The following is a 15,319-nucleotide window of genomic DNA, read 5'->3' as shown; positions in this document are numbered from 1 at the left end:
AGAAGCTATTATTTAGACTGATTTAAAATAATTTTGAATACATGGTAAATTTCCACTTACTTTGCGCCGAAATTATAATCAATCTAAATAATATTATGCCAAAACAATTACTTTCATTATTTTTTATTTTATTTCTAAGTACAAGCCTATATGCACAGCATAATGGAAACATCAAGGGTAGAATTACTACTTCGGATGGAACAGTTGCTGATGGAGTAACTGTAAAGTTAAAAGGTACCACTTTCGGTGCAATTACTGAGGAGAATGGTTCTTACTCCATAAGAAAAGTGCCAGCGGGACAGTATACTATCATTGTTTCTGCTATTGGCCTTTATCCTAAAGAAAAACAAATTACAGTGACCAAAGAAACTGTAATAGCTGACTTCTCTCTGAATGAGAATAAGTCGCAGCTGAAAGATGTACAGATTTCTACCAATAAAAAATATAAGGTAGAAAAAGTATCTTCTTCTTTACGTTTACAAACAAAGCTATTAGAATTACCTCAAAACATTAAAGTGGTTACGAGTCAATTGATGGCAGACCAGATGGCTTTTGATGTTGTAGACGGTGTAACCAGAAACGTAAGTGGCGCGGTAAGGGTTGGGCACTGGGATGCGCAATACGCAAACATTTACATGCGTGGTTTCTCTATTCCAGGATTCCGTAACGGGATGAATTTAAAAACTCCATGGGGCCCGCTTGCAGATGATGCTGCTACAATTGACCGGATCGAATTCGTAAAAGGGCCTGCTGGCTTTATGATGGCGAACGGTGAACCGGGTGGTCTTTACAATATCGTTACTAAAAAACCTACGGGCACGAATCAAAGTTCTGTTAGTCTGAGTGCTGGTGGATATAATCTTGCACGTGCTGCGGTAGATCTGGATACCAAGCTTTCTGCTGATGGTAAATTGTTATTTCGTTTAAACGTAGCTGCGCAGACTAAAGGCAGTTTCAATAAGTTCAATTACAATGATAAGTATGTAATTGCACCGGTAATCAGCTATCAGATTGACAGCAATACTAAAGTTACTGCTGAATATACACACCAGCACGTAGAAGCATTAGCATTAGGTAACTACGGATTCTCTCCGAAAGGATTTGGTGATACTGATCCCAGCTTCTTTGTTGGCGATCCTTCATTAGACCCAAATAAGCTGAATGACCATAATCTTACCCTTTATCTCAACCATAAATTCAATAAGGACTGGACATTTAATGCACAAGCTGCCTATTTGAACTATTCCCTGGTGGGAAATTCGATATGGCCTTCTATGATTGCCGCTAATGGTGACATGAAAAGAGGACTGAATATCAGTGAAGAATTGGCTATCAATAAAAATATACAATTGAGTTTGCAAGGCCAGTTCAAAACAGGACAGATTGTACACAGAGTTTTAGGAGGCCTGGATATGGGTAACCTAAAAACCTGGGGTGACTTTTCAAGTACGTCACAACCAGATCTTCTACTGGCTAATAGTGCCACATTTAATATTTACAATCCTGTGTATGGCATACCAGCTGCTAACATCCCTGTATTTGACAGGTCAAGAAGCATCCAGGTAAGATCAGGCGCAAATACTTATGCAACCAACTCTACTTATACAGGAGTATACTTACAAGACGAATTACGTTTTCTGGATGAGAAACTACGTTTAACCTTGGCAGGTCGTTTTACCCATGCAGAAACTGTTGGTAAAACCAATGCGACACAAATGTCAGATAATGCAGTTACCCCAAGAGTAGGCTTAAGTTATTCTATCACCAAAGATTTCTCTGCTTATACCTTATACGACCAGAGCTTTATTCCACAATCACAAGCTTCGAGATCAGCAACCGGAGACGTTTTTAAACCCGTAACTGGTAATAACATTGAATTCGGATTGAAGAAAGACTGGTTCGGCGGAAAATGGAATTCTACATTCTCTATGTATAAAATTACAAAGAAAAATGTGTTAACTCCTGACCCTGCATACCCTCTTGGAGATCCAAATAACTTCATGGTACAATTAGGTGAAGTTCAATCTAAAGGTATCGAATTTGACTTGGTAGGTGAAGTTGCAGAAGGCTTAAACTTAACCCTGAACTATGCTTACACAGATCCAAAAGTAACCAGAGATGAGAACAAAGATCCGGCAAAAAATGCTACCGGAACTTACCTTGCCAATACAGCTAAACACATCACTAACGGATGGTTATCGTACCGTTACAGAAATGCAAACTCCATATTTAACGGAATTGGATTCTCCGGCGGTTACCAAATGCTATTAAACCGTTACGCAGGATCAGGAACTACTCAAACACCATTTGCAGATTATATCCGTTTCGACGCAGGTATATCCTACGTAAAGGGTAAATTCTCGATCACAGGTTTAGTAAGTAACTTATTGGACAAAAAACTGTTTACCCAAGGTTCTTATACTAAAGTAGCAAAAGAAACAGCAACCTCAGTTTCTTATTATACTTACATCTATGAAGTACCTAGAAATGGAAGAATCAGTGTTAAATACAACTTCTAATACTTATTGAATCAATACAATAAAATAATAAGCCTTAGGTGTCTTAAACAGGCACTTAAGGTTACTCACAAATTATATCTCTAAGGCGTTAACCAATAACAATCCTTAGCGCGCCAACCAGTAACAATTCTTAAAGTGCTAACCAATAACAATCCTCAGGCATCTACAAATAACTATTTTAAAGCTTCTCGTCTATAACACCTCTCCAGCGTGGATTGGATAAAAACAAAGGAAACTTAATGTAAAGGGCATGCGTTCCGAGCCTCTTCGGCGAAGGCAATGTCGCCCGAACATAAGTTTCCTTTGTTTTTATGTATTAATGGTGTCACAACGGGGGCTTTATTTGGATTTATTATTGATAAAGGCTACATTGCGGCCTAATTAAAGATATGAACCTTTCGCAGTTAAATCCAGGAGAACGTGGCACTATCGTAGCCTTTACAGATTTAGAAATGTCAGTAAAATTAATGGAAATGGGCTGTTTGCCTGGAGAAGTTGTGGAGGTTGAGCGTTTTGCACCACTAGGTGATCCAATGGCAATACGTGTTGCCGGATACCAATTATGTTTACGTAAAAACGAAGCTTCTGTTATTATAATCTCTTAGATCAATCTTGGCTACTACACTGAAAATTGCGTTAGTTGGTAATCCCAATACAGGAAAATCAACACTATTTAACTTACTCACCGGGTTAAACCAGAAGATAGGTAACTTCCCCGGTATTACCGTTGATAAGAAAACTGGTTTCTGCAAACTCTCCGCCAAACAACAGGCCGAAATAGTCGATTTACCAGGAACCTACAGCTTATACCCAAAAAGCAGGGACGAAAGTATAGTATTCCAGGTACTTGCAGACAAAAAAAACTCAAGCCACCCAGACCTTATTGTCTTAGTTGCCGATGCCACTAACCTGCGCAGGAACCTGCTCCTCTACTCACAAGTAGCAGACTTACGTATTCCAGTTGTACTCGCATTGAATATGACAGATATGGCCAATAAAGAAGGAATCAATATCAATATTGATGAACTCTCCAAACGCCTCGGCATCCAGGTTGTTGCCATCTCTGCCAGAAGTAAAACTGGCCTTGACGCATTAAAACAAGCTATTGCCAATACCACCACTATCCCGACACAAGTAAACGGAACAGACGTTAATGTATTCGCTGCGGCAGCCATTGATGAAGCTAAAGCCATTCTTGCGACCGATAATGACTACTTCGCCCTGCAAATTCTGCATCAGCATGAGCACCTTGAAATTTATACCGCTCAGCAACACGCAAATTTTGAGCAGATTAAAAAGGCACACCAATTCGAATCCTCCAAACTACAGGCAGCAGAAACTATTGCCCGTTACAGATATTTAAGTACCGTATTAACCGGCGTGATCGAAGACACCGGCGCATTAAAGAAATTTGCATTCAGCGATAAGATCGATTCGGTTTTAACCAACCGCTTCTGGGGATTCTTTATCTTCCTGTTTATCCTGTTCTTTATCTTTAACGCAATTTTCTCGTGGTCTGAATACCCGATGAGCCTGATCGAAGGTGCATTTGGCTGGATTGCGAAAAAAGGGCACCAATACCTTCCCGACGGCATGTTAACCAACCTTCTCTTAGACGGTGTGGTTGCCGGACTAGGTGGGATTATTGTGTTTATCCCTCAGATTGCTATCCTCTTTGCACTGATCTCCATTTTAGAGGATACCGGGTATATGGCCAGGGTGACCTTTATGATGGATAAGATCATGCGTAAATTCGGAATGAGCGGAAAATCAGTCGTACCGATGATCGGTAGTTTCGCCTGTGCCGTTCCTTCTATTATGAGCGCCCGGAACATTGAAAACTGGAAAGACAGGATCATTACTATCATGGTTTCCCCATTGGTCAGCTGCTCCGCAAGACTTCCGGTTTATACCCTATTGATTTCCCTGATTATTCCGGATACCAAACTATTCGGCTTTATCAGCATGCAGGCATTAGCCCTGATGGGCATGTACCTGATCAGCATCATTGCTGCGGTGACCGTAGCCTTCGTGATGAAATTCATGATTAAGGCCACAGAAAAGTCTTACTTTATTATGGAGCTGCCTGTTTACAGGATGCCAAGATGGAGTAACGTACTGTTCACCATGTATGAGAAATCTAAAACCTTCGTATTTGAAGCAGGTAAGGTGATTATTGCCATATCCATAGTTTTATGGGTGATGGCAACTTACGGCCCGTCAGAGAAATTCGAGCAGATAGAAACGAAATACGCTAAAATTGAAATGCAAAAAGACAGTGTGCAGATCAGTACACTGGAAAGAGATAAATCTGCTGAAAAGCTGGAAAATTCCTACGCAGGAATTCTGGGCAGAAGTATTGAGCCGGTTATCAAACCTTTAGGCTTTGACTGGAAGATTGGTATTGCACTGATTACCTCATTTGCCGCCCGTGAAGCCTTTGTAGGAACCATGGCTACGATTTACAGCGTTGACAACGGAGAAGAAAACACAGGTACGATACGGGACAAAATGAGAGAAGCGACCAATCCGGAAACCGGGCTGCCCATCTTTACCTTTGCCACGGGATTTTCTCTGATGCTGTTTTACGCCTTCGCCATGCAATGTATGAGTACTGTCGCAGTTGTTTACCGCGAGACGAAATCATGGAAATGGCCGCTGATTCAAACCGTATATATGACCGCTATGGCCTATGTAGCCAGTTTAATCGCCTATCAGTTTTTGAAGTAAATTCTTTATCTTAGAGCTGTGGAAAAAGTTGATGTTTTAGCACAGTATATGCCCCCCGAGGCGGCTCCCGTAATTGCTAAATGGATCGACTATTTTCAATGTGAATTTAAGATCTCCAAAAGCAGGGCTACCAAACTCGGTGATTACAGGCATCCTTTTAAAGAACTCGGACATAAGATCTCTGTCAACAATAACCTGAACCGTTATGCCTTTCTGGTAACTACAGTGCATGAATTTGCACACCTGTTAACCTGGAACGATCATAAAAATAAGGTGAAGCCACACGGCGGAGAATGGAAACACAACTTCAAAAGGATGATGACCCCTTTTCTGGAACAGCAGGTTTTTCCTGAAGATCTGCAAAAGGCAATCAGTACTTATTTGACTAACCCTTCCGCATCCAGCTGTACCGACTTAAGCCTGTCCAGGGCACTTAAAAAGTATGATGGCACATTGGATCATTCCAGATTAGAAGAACTCCCCCAGCACGCAGTATTCACTATTAAAGACGGCCGCAGGTTTAAAAAAGGAGAGAAGCTCCGGAAACGGTTCAGATGTGAATGCCTGGATAACGGCAATATCTATTTATTTAGTCCTTTAGCCGAAGTCGTTGTATCTGCCACAGGTACATAAATAGACGTATTATCCTCTATTTTCCATTTGAAATTTAATTGATCATCCTTAAATAACGAAGGGAAATTCAGTAAACTATCGATATAAGCATCTTTAGTTTTGACTAAAATGCTGGACTTATAAGTCGGCTGTCTCTTACTCTTAAGCATGATATAAAGCGCATCGGGATAAGTGGAAATATTATCAAACACCATTTCAAACTTATCTGTTCCGTTAATCGCATCATTGATTCCCTTGACATCCGAAGCGTAATTCTCCTCAGGAAACTTATTGTCCACGGCCTGTACAGCTAAATATGGTAAAGTGCGTAAAGCCTCAGCGGAGCTTGCTGTGCGGCTATCTATTTTAAAGATCACGTTGTTCCGCATATAAGTCCGCACGTCCTTAAACACGCTCCCTTCCTCATTCATAAGCTTAATCCGCTCTTTAACCAGGATCAGGCTGTCATTCTTGAAATAATAACTTTTTACATTATTGCTGATCGGCCCGTTTGAGGTATAAGTTCTATATAACATCCCATCGTTATGCGCACTGTACTTTTCTGCGTACACAGATAAATCACCCGATAAATAGATCAGGCTATATTCTTTCTTATAATCTTTCAGCGTCCGGTCAATTGCAGCACTATAGTTTAAGATGGATTTATCAGTCATATTTGTGGTACCTTCCTCAGGTAAACCAGCTTGCGGATGTGTTGACTTAAAATATTGACAACCCGGAAGCGTAAACAGTAATACTCCTAAACAAAGTAGATAAATGGTTTTCATAGCGCGCTCCGGTAAGTAATGGTCTTGTTATCAGCAGGCCATTATCGTGCCAAGGCCTTAGTAAGCCATCAATTTCTGAACAGTTTCATGCAGGCGGCTTTTAGCCAGAAACTGATCCTCTAACATTTTGCTCATCGGAATAGCAGTATCCAGACTTGCGCAGCGCATAACAGGCGCATCTAAAGCAGAGAAACAATGTTCCCCAATCCAGGCGGCAATTTCAGCACCAAAACCACTGCTTAAGGTATCCTCATGAAGGATAATTACCCGGCCTGTAACTTTTACGGCCGCCGCAACAGTTTCCTTGTCCCAGGGCTGTAAACTGCACAAATCAATCAGGTTCACTGATAATTCAGGATGATCATAAAGATAAGAAAGCGACCAGTGGACACCCAGACCATAAGTAATGATCGTGAACTGCTGTCCTTTTCTCAGCCAGTTGGCCTTGCCAATTTCAATGGTATAGTGACCAGCAGGAACCAGTCCGCTTAAACTTCTGTATAAAAGCTTATGTTCAAAATAAATCACAGGATTAGGATCTTCAATAGCTGCAAGCAATAAACCTTTAGCATCGTGAGGAAAAGCAGGATACACTATTTTAAGACCCGGAGTCTTGGTAAACCAGGCCTCGTTACTCTGAGAGTGAAAAGGGCCTGCACCAGTTCCCGCGCCCGTAGGCATCCGCACCACTACATCTGCTTTTTCTCCCCAGCGGTAATGTGTTTTCGCCAGGTTATTGATGATCTGGTTAAAGCCGCAGGTTACGAAATCAGCAAACTGCATTTCTACTACCGCTTTATAACCATTGATGGATAAACCAAGCCCGGCACCAACAATGGCAGATTCACAAATCGGTGTATTGCGGACCCTGGCCTTACCGAATTCTTCTACGAAACCTGCTGTAATTTTAAAAGCTCCCCCGTATTCAGCAATATCCTGTCCCATAATCACCAGGTTGGGATGTTGCTGCATACCGATTCTCAGACCATCGCTGATCGCATCCAGGTAACGGATTTCAGTAGAAGGTTCAGCAGGAGAGACTACCTGTTGTGTGTAAGGATAATACATATCCGTAAGTTCTGTGGCCGCAGAAGGCTCAGGGTCAGCATCTTTAAAAGCCTGCTCAATTTCCTGATCCAGTTCCGTTTTAAAACCTGCTTTAATTTCCTGAAGCAGTTCATCCGTTAAGATGCGCTGTTCAAAAAGATAGTGCTCGAAATTCTTAACCGGATCTTTCTCCGCCCACTGTTCAAACAAATGAGGCGGAACATATTTTGTACCCGAAGCTTCTTCATGGCCCCTCATTCTGAAAGTGAGGCATTCCAGTAAAACTGGCCGCGGATTGGCACGGATATTTTTTGTAATCTCAGTAATCGCATCAAAAACCTCCAGCACATTATTTCCATCAATCTGAATGCCTTCAATACCATAACCAATAGCCTTGTCTACGATGTCATTACAATTGAACTGCTCATTGATAGGGGTAGAGAGGCCGTAACCATTGTTCTCAACCAGAAAGATGACTGGTAAATTCCATACTGAAGCCACGTTGACCGCTTCATGAAAATCACCCTCACTGGTTGCGCCTTCTCCTGTAAAAACAAGGGTAGCCTGTTTTTTTCCGGCAATCAGATCGGCCAGGGCAATTCCGTCAGCCAAAGCCAGTTGCGGGCCAAGGTGAGAAATCATCCCAATAATTTTAAATTCCTGTGTGCCGAAGTGAAAAGACCGGTCCCTGCCTTTGGTAAAACCCGTCATTTTTCCCTGCCACTGCGCCATTAAATTACGCAGCGGAATGTCTCTGGAAGTAAAGACACCCAGGTTCCTGTGCATCGGCAGGATATATTCTTCCGCATTCATCGCTAAAGCAGCGCCCACTGCGATGGCTTCCTGACCTATGCCAGAAAACCATTTACCTATTTGTCCCTGTCTAAGCAGGATCAGCATTTTTTCTTCGACCATTCTGGGATAAAGCAGACGCTTATAAAGCGACAACAAAGTTTCATCGTCTTTTTCTTTCCGGTCGAATTGCATATAGGTTAGGTTTGCGGTTTATTTTTTGATTTTTCTTCCCACTGTCTGGCGAAGGATTTTGGGGCCACCTCCGGCATAGCACGGTACTTGCCCCACATTTTTTTGAAGATCAGCTTCATGAAAAAATTCTTGATCTTTCCGCCAAACAAGTCCATTTTTGTTCTTGTGGACATGCCCGAATTCCAGATCTTCCAGCCAATATCTTCAGTTTTTGTGTTTTGATGCTGTTCAACTGCGTCCCTTCTGTTCAGCAGCAGCATTTTATGAATATCAATCTTTACCGGGCAAACTTCAGAACATTTACCGCAAAGGCTTGACGCATAACTCAGGTGCTTGAAATCTTTCATCCCCTGTAAATGCGGCGTAATAATAGAGCCAATAGGGCCGCTGTAAGTCGTATTGTAAGTATGACCACCTATGTTTTTATAAACAGGGCAGGCATTCAGACAAGCGCCGCAGCGGATACAATATAAAGCCTGGCGCTGCTCTTTTTGTGCCAGCAGGTTTGTACGTCCGTTATCCAGTAGGATCACATACATTTCTTCCGGGCCGTCCGTTTCATGCGCCTGTCTTGGCCCGCTTAAAATAGAGTTGTAAACCGTTAAATTCTGACCTGTTCCATGACTGGACAATAAAGGCCAGAAAAGGTCAAGATCTGCCATCGAAGGAATGATTTTCTCAATTCCGACAATCGCAATATGTATTTTTGGGAAGGTGGTACTTAAACGCGCATTTCCTTCGTTTTCAGTTAGCGCAACGCTGCCTGTATCTGCAATCAGGAAATTTCCGCCCGTAATCCCTATATCTGCACTCAGATATTTCTCCCTTAAAAGTTCCCTTGCTTTTTGGGTTAGCTGTTCAGGGGTGAAGTCTATCGGAGTACCGAATTTCTCATGAAATAATTTCGCAATGTCCTCCTTGGTCAGGTGCATGGCAGGGGTTACAATATGGTAAGGTGCCTGCCCTAACAACTGCACGATAAACTCGCCCAGGTCGCTTTCTAAGGAAGAGATCCCGTTCTTTTCCAGGAAATCATTCAGATGAATTTCTTCAGTAGTCATGGATTTCGATTTAATAACCGATTTTCCACCACTTTTATGAATTATATTTAATATTTCTTTTTGTGCTTCTTCTGCGTCGTTTGCCCAGATTACTTTTCCGCCACGGCGCTGGAAATTGGCTTCAAATTCCGGTAAGAACTTGTCCAGGTTTTCCATCACTCTCCACTTGATGACATGCGCCTTCTTTTTTGAGTTTTCTAAATTCTCAAACTTCGTTAAACCCCTTGCAACCGCATCATTGTACTTTCCTATGTTGTGGTTGATTGTGTTACGATGATCTACATCAAATGCCTTCTCATCTGCCTTCACCAAAAACTCTTCCGCAATCTTCGTCATGTTCAAATATAAATAAATGTTTGAGAGCCTGTTTAAATTTAGGGGCTAAAATTAACAAGCTCTTAATAAAACGAAAAAACCTGCAGGTTATGCAGGTTTTTAAAATTATTTCTTTGGTGTACCGTCTTCATTCTTATCTACTGCAGGCCGGGTAGGGCGGTTTGCCAGGTCCCAGGCCGTATAATAGACTAATTGTGCACGCCGCGCCAGTAAGTCAAACTTGATCTTGCTCACTTCATCGCCCGGCTGATGGTAATCTTCATGCACCCCGTTAAAATAAAAGATGACCGGGATACCATGTTTAGCGAAATTATAATGATCAGAACGGTAATAAAACTGGTTTGGATCAGTTCTGTTATTGTATTTCATGTCCAGGTTCATTTTCAAGTATTGTTCATTTGCATTAATTCCGGCAGCATTCAGCTCAGAACTTAACATATCAGAACCAATGATATAGATATAATCTTCCTTGTTCTCATGTTCTTTGTCAACACGGCCAATCATATCAATATTTAAGTTGGTAATGGTATTCTCTAAAGGCAATACCGGGTGTTCAGAGTACCATTCAGACCCTAACAACCCTTTTTCTTCTCCAACTACGGTCATAAACAGGATACTTCTTTTAGGCCCTTTACCGGCTGCTTTAGCTTTAGTAAAAGCATCAGCAATCAATAATACACCTGTAGTTCCGGAACCATCATCATCCGCACCATTGTTCACTTTATCCGTGCCCGAAGTCGTTAAACCGATGTGATCATAGTGACCAGTGATCACCAGAATTTCCTTCTTTAACACAGGATCTGATCCTTCCAGAAAACCCAGAACGTTTTCAGCTCTTACTTTTACTTCTTCCTTTTTAGCACTGCCCGATAACTCAATTTTAATAACCTGTGAAGCCGGCTTGCCTGTCGCACTGATCTTTTGCTGTAAAGCTTCCACAGTAGTACCTGCCGCCTTTAAAAGTTCATTTGCAGTCGCTGTATTGATATTAATGGTAGGAAAATTTTTCATCTTTGCCATCCTTGCCGTATTCTCTTCACTTTTCAAAGTAAGCTGTCCTGAACCTGCAAACGTCAATTTTGTTTCTTCATTTAAGCTATCCAGTGAAGGATCTATTTGAATTACTGCCAATGCTTTATGGTTGGCCAGGTATTGAACCTTTTCTCTTTTCGCCGCCACTGCTTTTCTTCTTGCAGCACGGTCGGCCGGAGTAGCTTCTGTTTTTTGCGACGGATTGCCGGAAGCAAAGATCAGGATCACTTTACCAGTAACATCAATGTTCTTATAGTCATTGTAACCGTCAGTATCCAGGCCGTAACCAGCAAAAATAACCTCTTTCGTGTTGAAAGTAAAGCCTTCCAGCGATACATTCGACGCAGGAACAACGAAGTCCCGGTTGTATACTTTAGCCTGGCCGCCAATCGTAAAAGCAGGCTGACCCAGCTGATAAGTGACCATGTCTATCGGCTGAAAATAATCACCCTGAACAGGGCCCTTTAAGCCAATACTGTTGAAATAGTTTTTGATATAATCCGCTGCCATCCAGGCACCCTTTTTACCAGTTTCCCTGCCTTCGTATTCATCAGATGCAAGGACAGAAAGATGTTTGTAAGCATTTGCCTTATTGATGCTTGCACTAAACTTTACCGCTGTTTGGTTCGGAGCAGGGGTTTGACTTTGTGCACATGCACCTAAGCAAAGCAATAAAGCCGCGCTTATACTTAAAATGTGTTTGTTCATTATTTAATTTTATGCTGTTTTCTTATTTTTCCGGATGAATTACTTTAACCTTTAAAGGGTCTTAATATAGGAAATTAACTATCCCTTTTAGGGATACTCCGCCGATTTTTCAGGGAGTCACTATTATGTTACAGCATAGCCGGAAGCAGAATTGGCCCGTCATACTACAGCATGACGGGCCAATTGTTGAGGAAGCTAAGCCTTGCAGTTAGCAGGATATTTTAGCCACACGTGCAGCATGTCTGCCGCCTTCAAATGCTGTATTCAGAAAGGTCATGACCATTTCTTTAGCCAGTTCTTCTGAGACAAATCTTGCAGGGATACAAATGATATTCGCATCGTTATGCTGCCTCACTAAGGAAGCTATTTCATTTTCCCAGCAAATCGCAGCTCTGATCCCCTGGTGTTTGTTGGCAGCAATCGCAATTCCGTTGGCACTTCCGCAGATCAGGATCCCAAAAGGAAATTCCCCGCTTTCTACAGCCGAAGCTACAGGATGTGCAAAATCAGGATAGTCTACAGAGCCGGCGTTATAAGCCCCGAAATCCTGCACCTGGAAATCCTTTAGAAAGTCACGTAATAACTCTTTGTAAGCGAAACCAGCGTGGTCAGCACCAATGGCGATTTTTTGTTTTGCGGACATGTTTTTAAGCGTTGTTACCTTTAGTTGTACCGTAAAGTTCTTTGTTCTTTCTGCGTTCAATTTTTGCAGAAATGAATATACTCAACTCATATAAAATGAATAGCGGGAAAGCTACAACAAGCATCGTCATCATATCTGGAGTAGGGGTAACTACTGCCGCAATGATCAGGATGATTACAATTGCATATCTCCGGCTGGCCCGCATAAATGCAGGGGTCATGATACCGAATATAGAGAGGATATAAATGACAACAGGTAATTCAAATATAATACCTGTACCAATTGTTAAAGTAGAGACAGAGGATAAATACGAATCAATAGTGAACGTATTTTCGATCATCGGGCTCACTGAGAAATTCGTCAGGAAGTTAATTGATAATGGACAGATGATGTAGTAACCGAATAAAACACCTATCAGAAATAATACAGAGGCAAAGAAGACAAATCCCCTTGCAGCCTTCCTTTCTTTCTCATGAAGGGCAGGTTTGATGAATAACCAGAGTTCAAAAAGAATATACGGAATCCCAAAAACGATACCCGTCATGATACAGGAATTAATCTGTAACGTGAACTGGCCCGCCATTTCCGTGTTGATAATTTTACCCTTAATATCGGTAATACAAAAGTCTGATCCCAGTGAAGGGAAAACCTGTACCAGCTTACACATCATCCGGTAAGTCCAGAAATTGGCACTCTTAGGGCCCATTATAATCGTGTTAAACAGGAAATCGTAATACCAAAAGGCTAAACCAGTAAAAATTACGATCGCCAATAATGCCCTGAGCAAGTGTTTTCTTAATACATCAATATGGTCAAAGAAAGACATTTCAGACTCCAGATTCTTTCCTTTATTCTTAATGGCCCCTATAAGGTCCTGCGCTTTATTATCACTCATGTACGTTATTTGTAAAACAAAAATACCATTCTATTTTATTAGAATGGTATTTACGTTTTAAATATAATAATTAGATGTCTTTATTCGGATTTATTCAGAAAAAACAAATGTTTCCATGAACTTAGTGGTGAAATTTCCTGCTCTGAAGTTCGGATCTTTCATCAATTGCAAGTGGAAAGGAATGGTAGTTTTTACACCCTCAATTACAAACTCACTTAAAGCACGCTCCATGGTACTGATTGCTTCTTCACGTGTTTGTGCAACACAGATCAGTTTAGCGATCATCGAATCATAGTTAGAAGGAATCTGATAACCTGCATAAACATGCGTGTCAACCCTCACCCCATGTCCGCCCGGAGAATGGAAATTAGTGATTTTTCCAGGACAAGGTCTGAAGTTATTAAACGGATCTTCCGCATTGATCCTGCATTCAATAGCGTGCATGTTCGGAAGATAGTTTTTACCAGAAATAGGAACGCCAGAAGCTACCTTAATCTGTTCTTTAATTAAATCATAGTTGATGACTTCTTCTGTAACAGGATGCTCTACCTGGATACGTGTATTCATTTCCATGAAGTAGAAGTTACGGTGTTTGTCAACTAAGAATTCGATTGTTCCGGCACCTTCATAAGAGACAGCAGTAGCCCCTTTAATTGCAGCCTCACCCATACGTTCTCTCAATTCCGGAGTCATGAAAGGAGACGGAGCTTCTTCAACCAATTTCTGGTGACGACGCTGAATAGAACAGTCACGCTCAGATAAGTGACAAGCTTTACCATATTGATCACCAATAATCTGGATTTCAATGTGGCGTGGATCTTCGATATATTTTTCTAAATATAAACCATCATTTCCAAAAGCAGCACCAGATTCCTGTCTCGCACTGTCCCACGCATTTTCGAAGTCTTCATCTTTCCATACCACACGCATTCCACGGCCACCACCACCGGCAGTTGCTTTCAGAATTACAGGGTAACCGATTTCATTCGCTAAGACAATACCTTCTTTTACGCTTTCCAGCAAACCCTGAGAACCAGGGATAGTAGGTACACCCGCTTTTTTCATCGTTTCTTTAGCGGAAGCTTTATCTCCCATAGAATTGATCTGCTCAGGTGTAGCACCAATGAACTTAATTCCGTAGTCTCTGCAAACAGAAGAGAACTTAGCGTTCTCAGATAAAAAGCCGTAGCCTGGATGAATCGCATCTGCATTGGTTAATTCAGCAGCTGAGATAATATTAGGGATACTTAAGTAAGAATCTTTACTCGGAGGCGGGCCTATACAAACAGCTTCATCCGCGAAACGAACATGGAGACTTTCCCTGTCAGCAGTTGAATAAACTGCCACAGTTTTAATGCCCATTTCCTTACAGGTACGAATAATACGCAACGCAATTTCGCCCCTGTTGGCAATTAGTATTTTTTTAAACATATAATTGATAAGATGATAATTTGCCAGAAGCAAATATTACATAGGTTCTACTAAAAATAATGGTTGGTCGTATTCTACAGGTGATGAGTTATCAACCAATACTTTAACGATTCTTCCAGAAACTTCACTTTCAATTTCGTTGAATAATTTCATTGCCTCAATGATACAGATAACTTTACCCGGAGCGATTTCATCACCAACATTTGCGAATGAAGGTTTGTCAGGGCTCGACGAACGGTAGAAAGTTCCGATCATTGGAGATTTTACAGTAATATATTTAGAATCATCAGCTTCTGCAGCAGCAGATGCGTTGTTCGCTGTTACAGCAACAGGTTGTACCGCCGGAGCAGAAGGTAACACCTGAGGTGCTACTGCCTGAGCAGGAACTGTCGTCGTAATAACTGTTGGGGCCTGGTTAGTTTTGATAGTAATTTTGAAGTCCTTTTGTTCTATTGCAACTTCATTGACGCCCGAACGAGAAACAAATTTAATGAGTTCCTGAATTTGTTTGATATCCATTTTTAGGTATT

Annotated in this window: 12 protein-coding genes; 4 read left to right on the top strand and 8 right to left on the bottom strand. The window is 41.5% G+C overall.

From position 1 onward, the window contains the following. Positions 1-95: 95 nt before the first annotated feature. From LY11_RS07135 to LY11_RS07120, 4 genes are all read left to right on the top strand, one after another. Positions 96-2,519: a TonB-dependent receptor gene (locus LY11_RS07135; protein WP_170132647.1), complete on the top strand. Its 2,424-nt coding sequence runs from the start codon at positions 96-98 to the stop codon at positions 2,517-2,519. Positions 2,520-2,908: 389 nt separating this feature from the next. After that, positions 2,909-3,124, top strand: coding sequence for a FeoA family protein (locus LY11_RS07130; protein WP_041879861.1), 216 nt, complete (start codon positions 2,909-2,911; stop codon positions 3,122-3,124). A gap of 7 nt (positions 3,125-3,131) precedes the next feature. Continuing rightward, positions 3,132-5,249, top strand: a complete 2,118-nt coding sequence (gene feoB / locus LY11_RS07125) for a ferrous iron transport protein B (protein WP_111633023.1) — start codon at positions 3,132-3,134, stop codon at positions 5,247-5,249. 18 nt (positions 5,250-5,267) lie between these two features. After that, the gene (locus tag LY11_RS07120; protein WP_245952640.1) at positions 5,268-5,882 is read left to right on the top strand and encodes a SprT-like domain-containing protein; all 615 of its coding nucleotides are present in this window, start codon (positions 5,268-5,270) and stop codon (positions 5,880-5,882) included. Here the strand turns inward: LY11_RS07120 and LY11_RS07115 are convergent. From LY11_RS07115 to accB, 8 genes are all read right to left on the bottom strand, one after another. Next, positions 5,831-6,649: a hypothetical protein gene (locus LY11_RS07115; RefSeq protein ID WP_111633022.1), complete on the bottom strand. Its 819-nt coding sequence runs from the start codon at positions 6,647-6,649 to the stop codon at positions 5,831-5,833. The two genes, LY11_RS07120 and LY11_RS07115, sit on opposite strands and share 52 nt — an antisense overlap. A gap of 57 nt (positions 6,650-6,706) precedes the next feature. Continuing rightward, positions 6,707-8,683, bottom strand: coding sequence for an alpha-ketoacid dehydrogenase subunit alpha/beta (locus LY11_RS07110; protein WP_111633021.1), 1,977 nt, complete (start codon positions 8,681-8,683; stop codon positions 6,707-6,709). A gap of 5 nt (positions 8,684-8,688) precedes the next feature. Then, a complete protein-coding gene (locus tag LY11_RS07105) occupies positions 8,689-10,080 on the bottom strand; it encodes a LutB/LldF family L-lactate oxidation iron-sulfur protein (protein WP_111633020.1) in 1,392 nt (463 codons plus the stop codon). A 105-nt stretch (positions 10,081-10,185) separates the two neighbouring features. After that, the gene (locus tag LY11_RS07100) at positions 10,186-11,820 is read right to left on the bottom strand and encodes a M28 family peptidase (RefSeq protein ID WP_111633019.1); all 1,635 of its coding nucleotides are present in this window, start codon (positions 11,818-11,820) and stop codon (positions 10,186-10,188) included. A 208-nt stretch (positions 11,821-12,028) separates the two neighbouring features. Next, entirely contained in the window at positions 12,029-12,463 is a 435-nt protein-coding gene (gene rpiB, locus LY11_RS07095; RefSeq protein ID WP_111633018.1) for a ribose 5-phosphate isomerase B, read from the bottom strand. Positions 12,464-12,467: 4 nt separating this feature from the next. After that, positions 12,468-13,358: a twin-arginine translocase subunit TatC gene (gene tatC / locus LY11_RS07090; protein WP_111633017.1), complete on the bottom strand. Its 891-nt coding sequence runs from the start codon at positions 13,356-13,358 to the stop codon at positions 12,468-12,470. 90 nt (positions 13,359-13,448) lie between these two features. Next, positions 13,449-14,789 (bottom strand): acetyl-CoA carboxylase biotin carboxylase subunit, encoded by a 1,341-nt coding sequence (gene accC / locus LY11_RS07085; RefSeq protein ID WP_068405607.1) that lies wholly within the window; start codon positions 14,787-14,789, stop codon positions 13,449-13,451. Between the two features lie 36 nt (positions 14,790-14,825). Then, the gene (gene accB, locus LY11_RS07080) at positions 14,826-15,308 is read right to left on the bottom strand and encodes an acetyl-CoA carboxylase biotin carboxyl carrier protein (RefSeq protein ID WP_111633016.1); all 483 of its coding nucleotides are present in this window, start codon (positions 15,306-15,308) and stop codon (positions 14,826-14,828) included. Positions 15,309-15,319: the final 11 nt, after the last annotated feature.

Source organism: Pedobacter cryoconitis, assembly GCF_003259615.1.
GTDB classification, from domain to species: domain Bacteria; phylum Bacteroidota; class Bacteroidia; order Sphingobacteriales; family Sphingobacteriaceae; genus Pedobacter; species Pedobacter cryoconitis.
Note: the sequence above shows the minus strand (reverse complement) of the source record. Positions and strands in the feature narration are given on the sequence as shown.

What these genes read in the sequence shown, in the direction of transcription:
- LY11_RS07135 (WP_170132647.1), top strand. Translation starts at nt 96, where the DNA reads ATGCCAAAACAATTACTTTCATTATTTTTTATTTTATTTCTAAGTACA.
- LY11_RS07130 (WP_041879861.1), top strand. Translation starts at nt 2,909, where the DNA reads ATGAACCTTTCGCAGTTAAATCCAGGAGAACGTGGCACTATCGTAGCC.
- LY11_RS07115 (WP_111633022.1), bottom strand. Translation starts at nt 6,649, where the DNA reads ATGAAAACCATTTATCTACTTTGTTTAGGAGTATTACTGTTTACGCTT.
- LY11_RS07110 (WP_111633021.1), bottom strand. Translation starts at nt 8,683, where the DNA reads ATGCAATTCGACCGGAAAGAAAAAGACGATGAAACTTTGTTGTCGCTT.
- LY11_RS07105 (WP_111633020.1), bottom strand. Translation starts at nt 10,080, where the DNA reads ATGACGAAGATTGCGGAAGAGTTTTTGGTGAAGGCAGATGAGAAGGCA.
- LY11_RS07100 (WP_111633019.1), bottom strand. Translation starts at nt 11,820, where the DNA reads ATGAACAAACACATTTTAAGTATAAGCGCGGCTTTATTGCTTTGCTTA.
- rpiB (WP_111633018.1), bottom strand. Translation starts at nt 12,463, where the DNA reads ATGTCCGCAAAACAAAAAATCGCCATTGGTGCTGACCACGCTGGTTTC.
- tatC (WP_111633017.1), bottom strand. Translation starts at nt 13,358, where the DNA reads ATGAGTGATAATAAAGCGCAGGACCTTATAGGGGCCATTAAGAATAAA.
- accC (WP_068405607.1), bottom strand. Translation starts at nt 14,789, where the DNA reads ATGTTTAAAAAAATACTAATTGCCAACAGGGGCGAAATTGCGTTGCGT.
- accB (WP_111633016.1), bottom strand. Translation starts at nt 15,308, where the DNA reads ATGGATATCAAACAAATTCAGGAACTCATTAAATTTGTTTCTCGTTCG.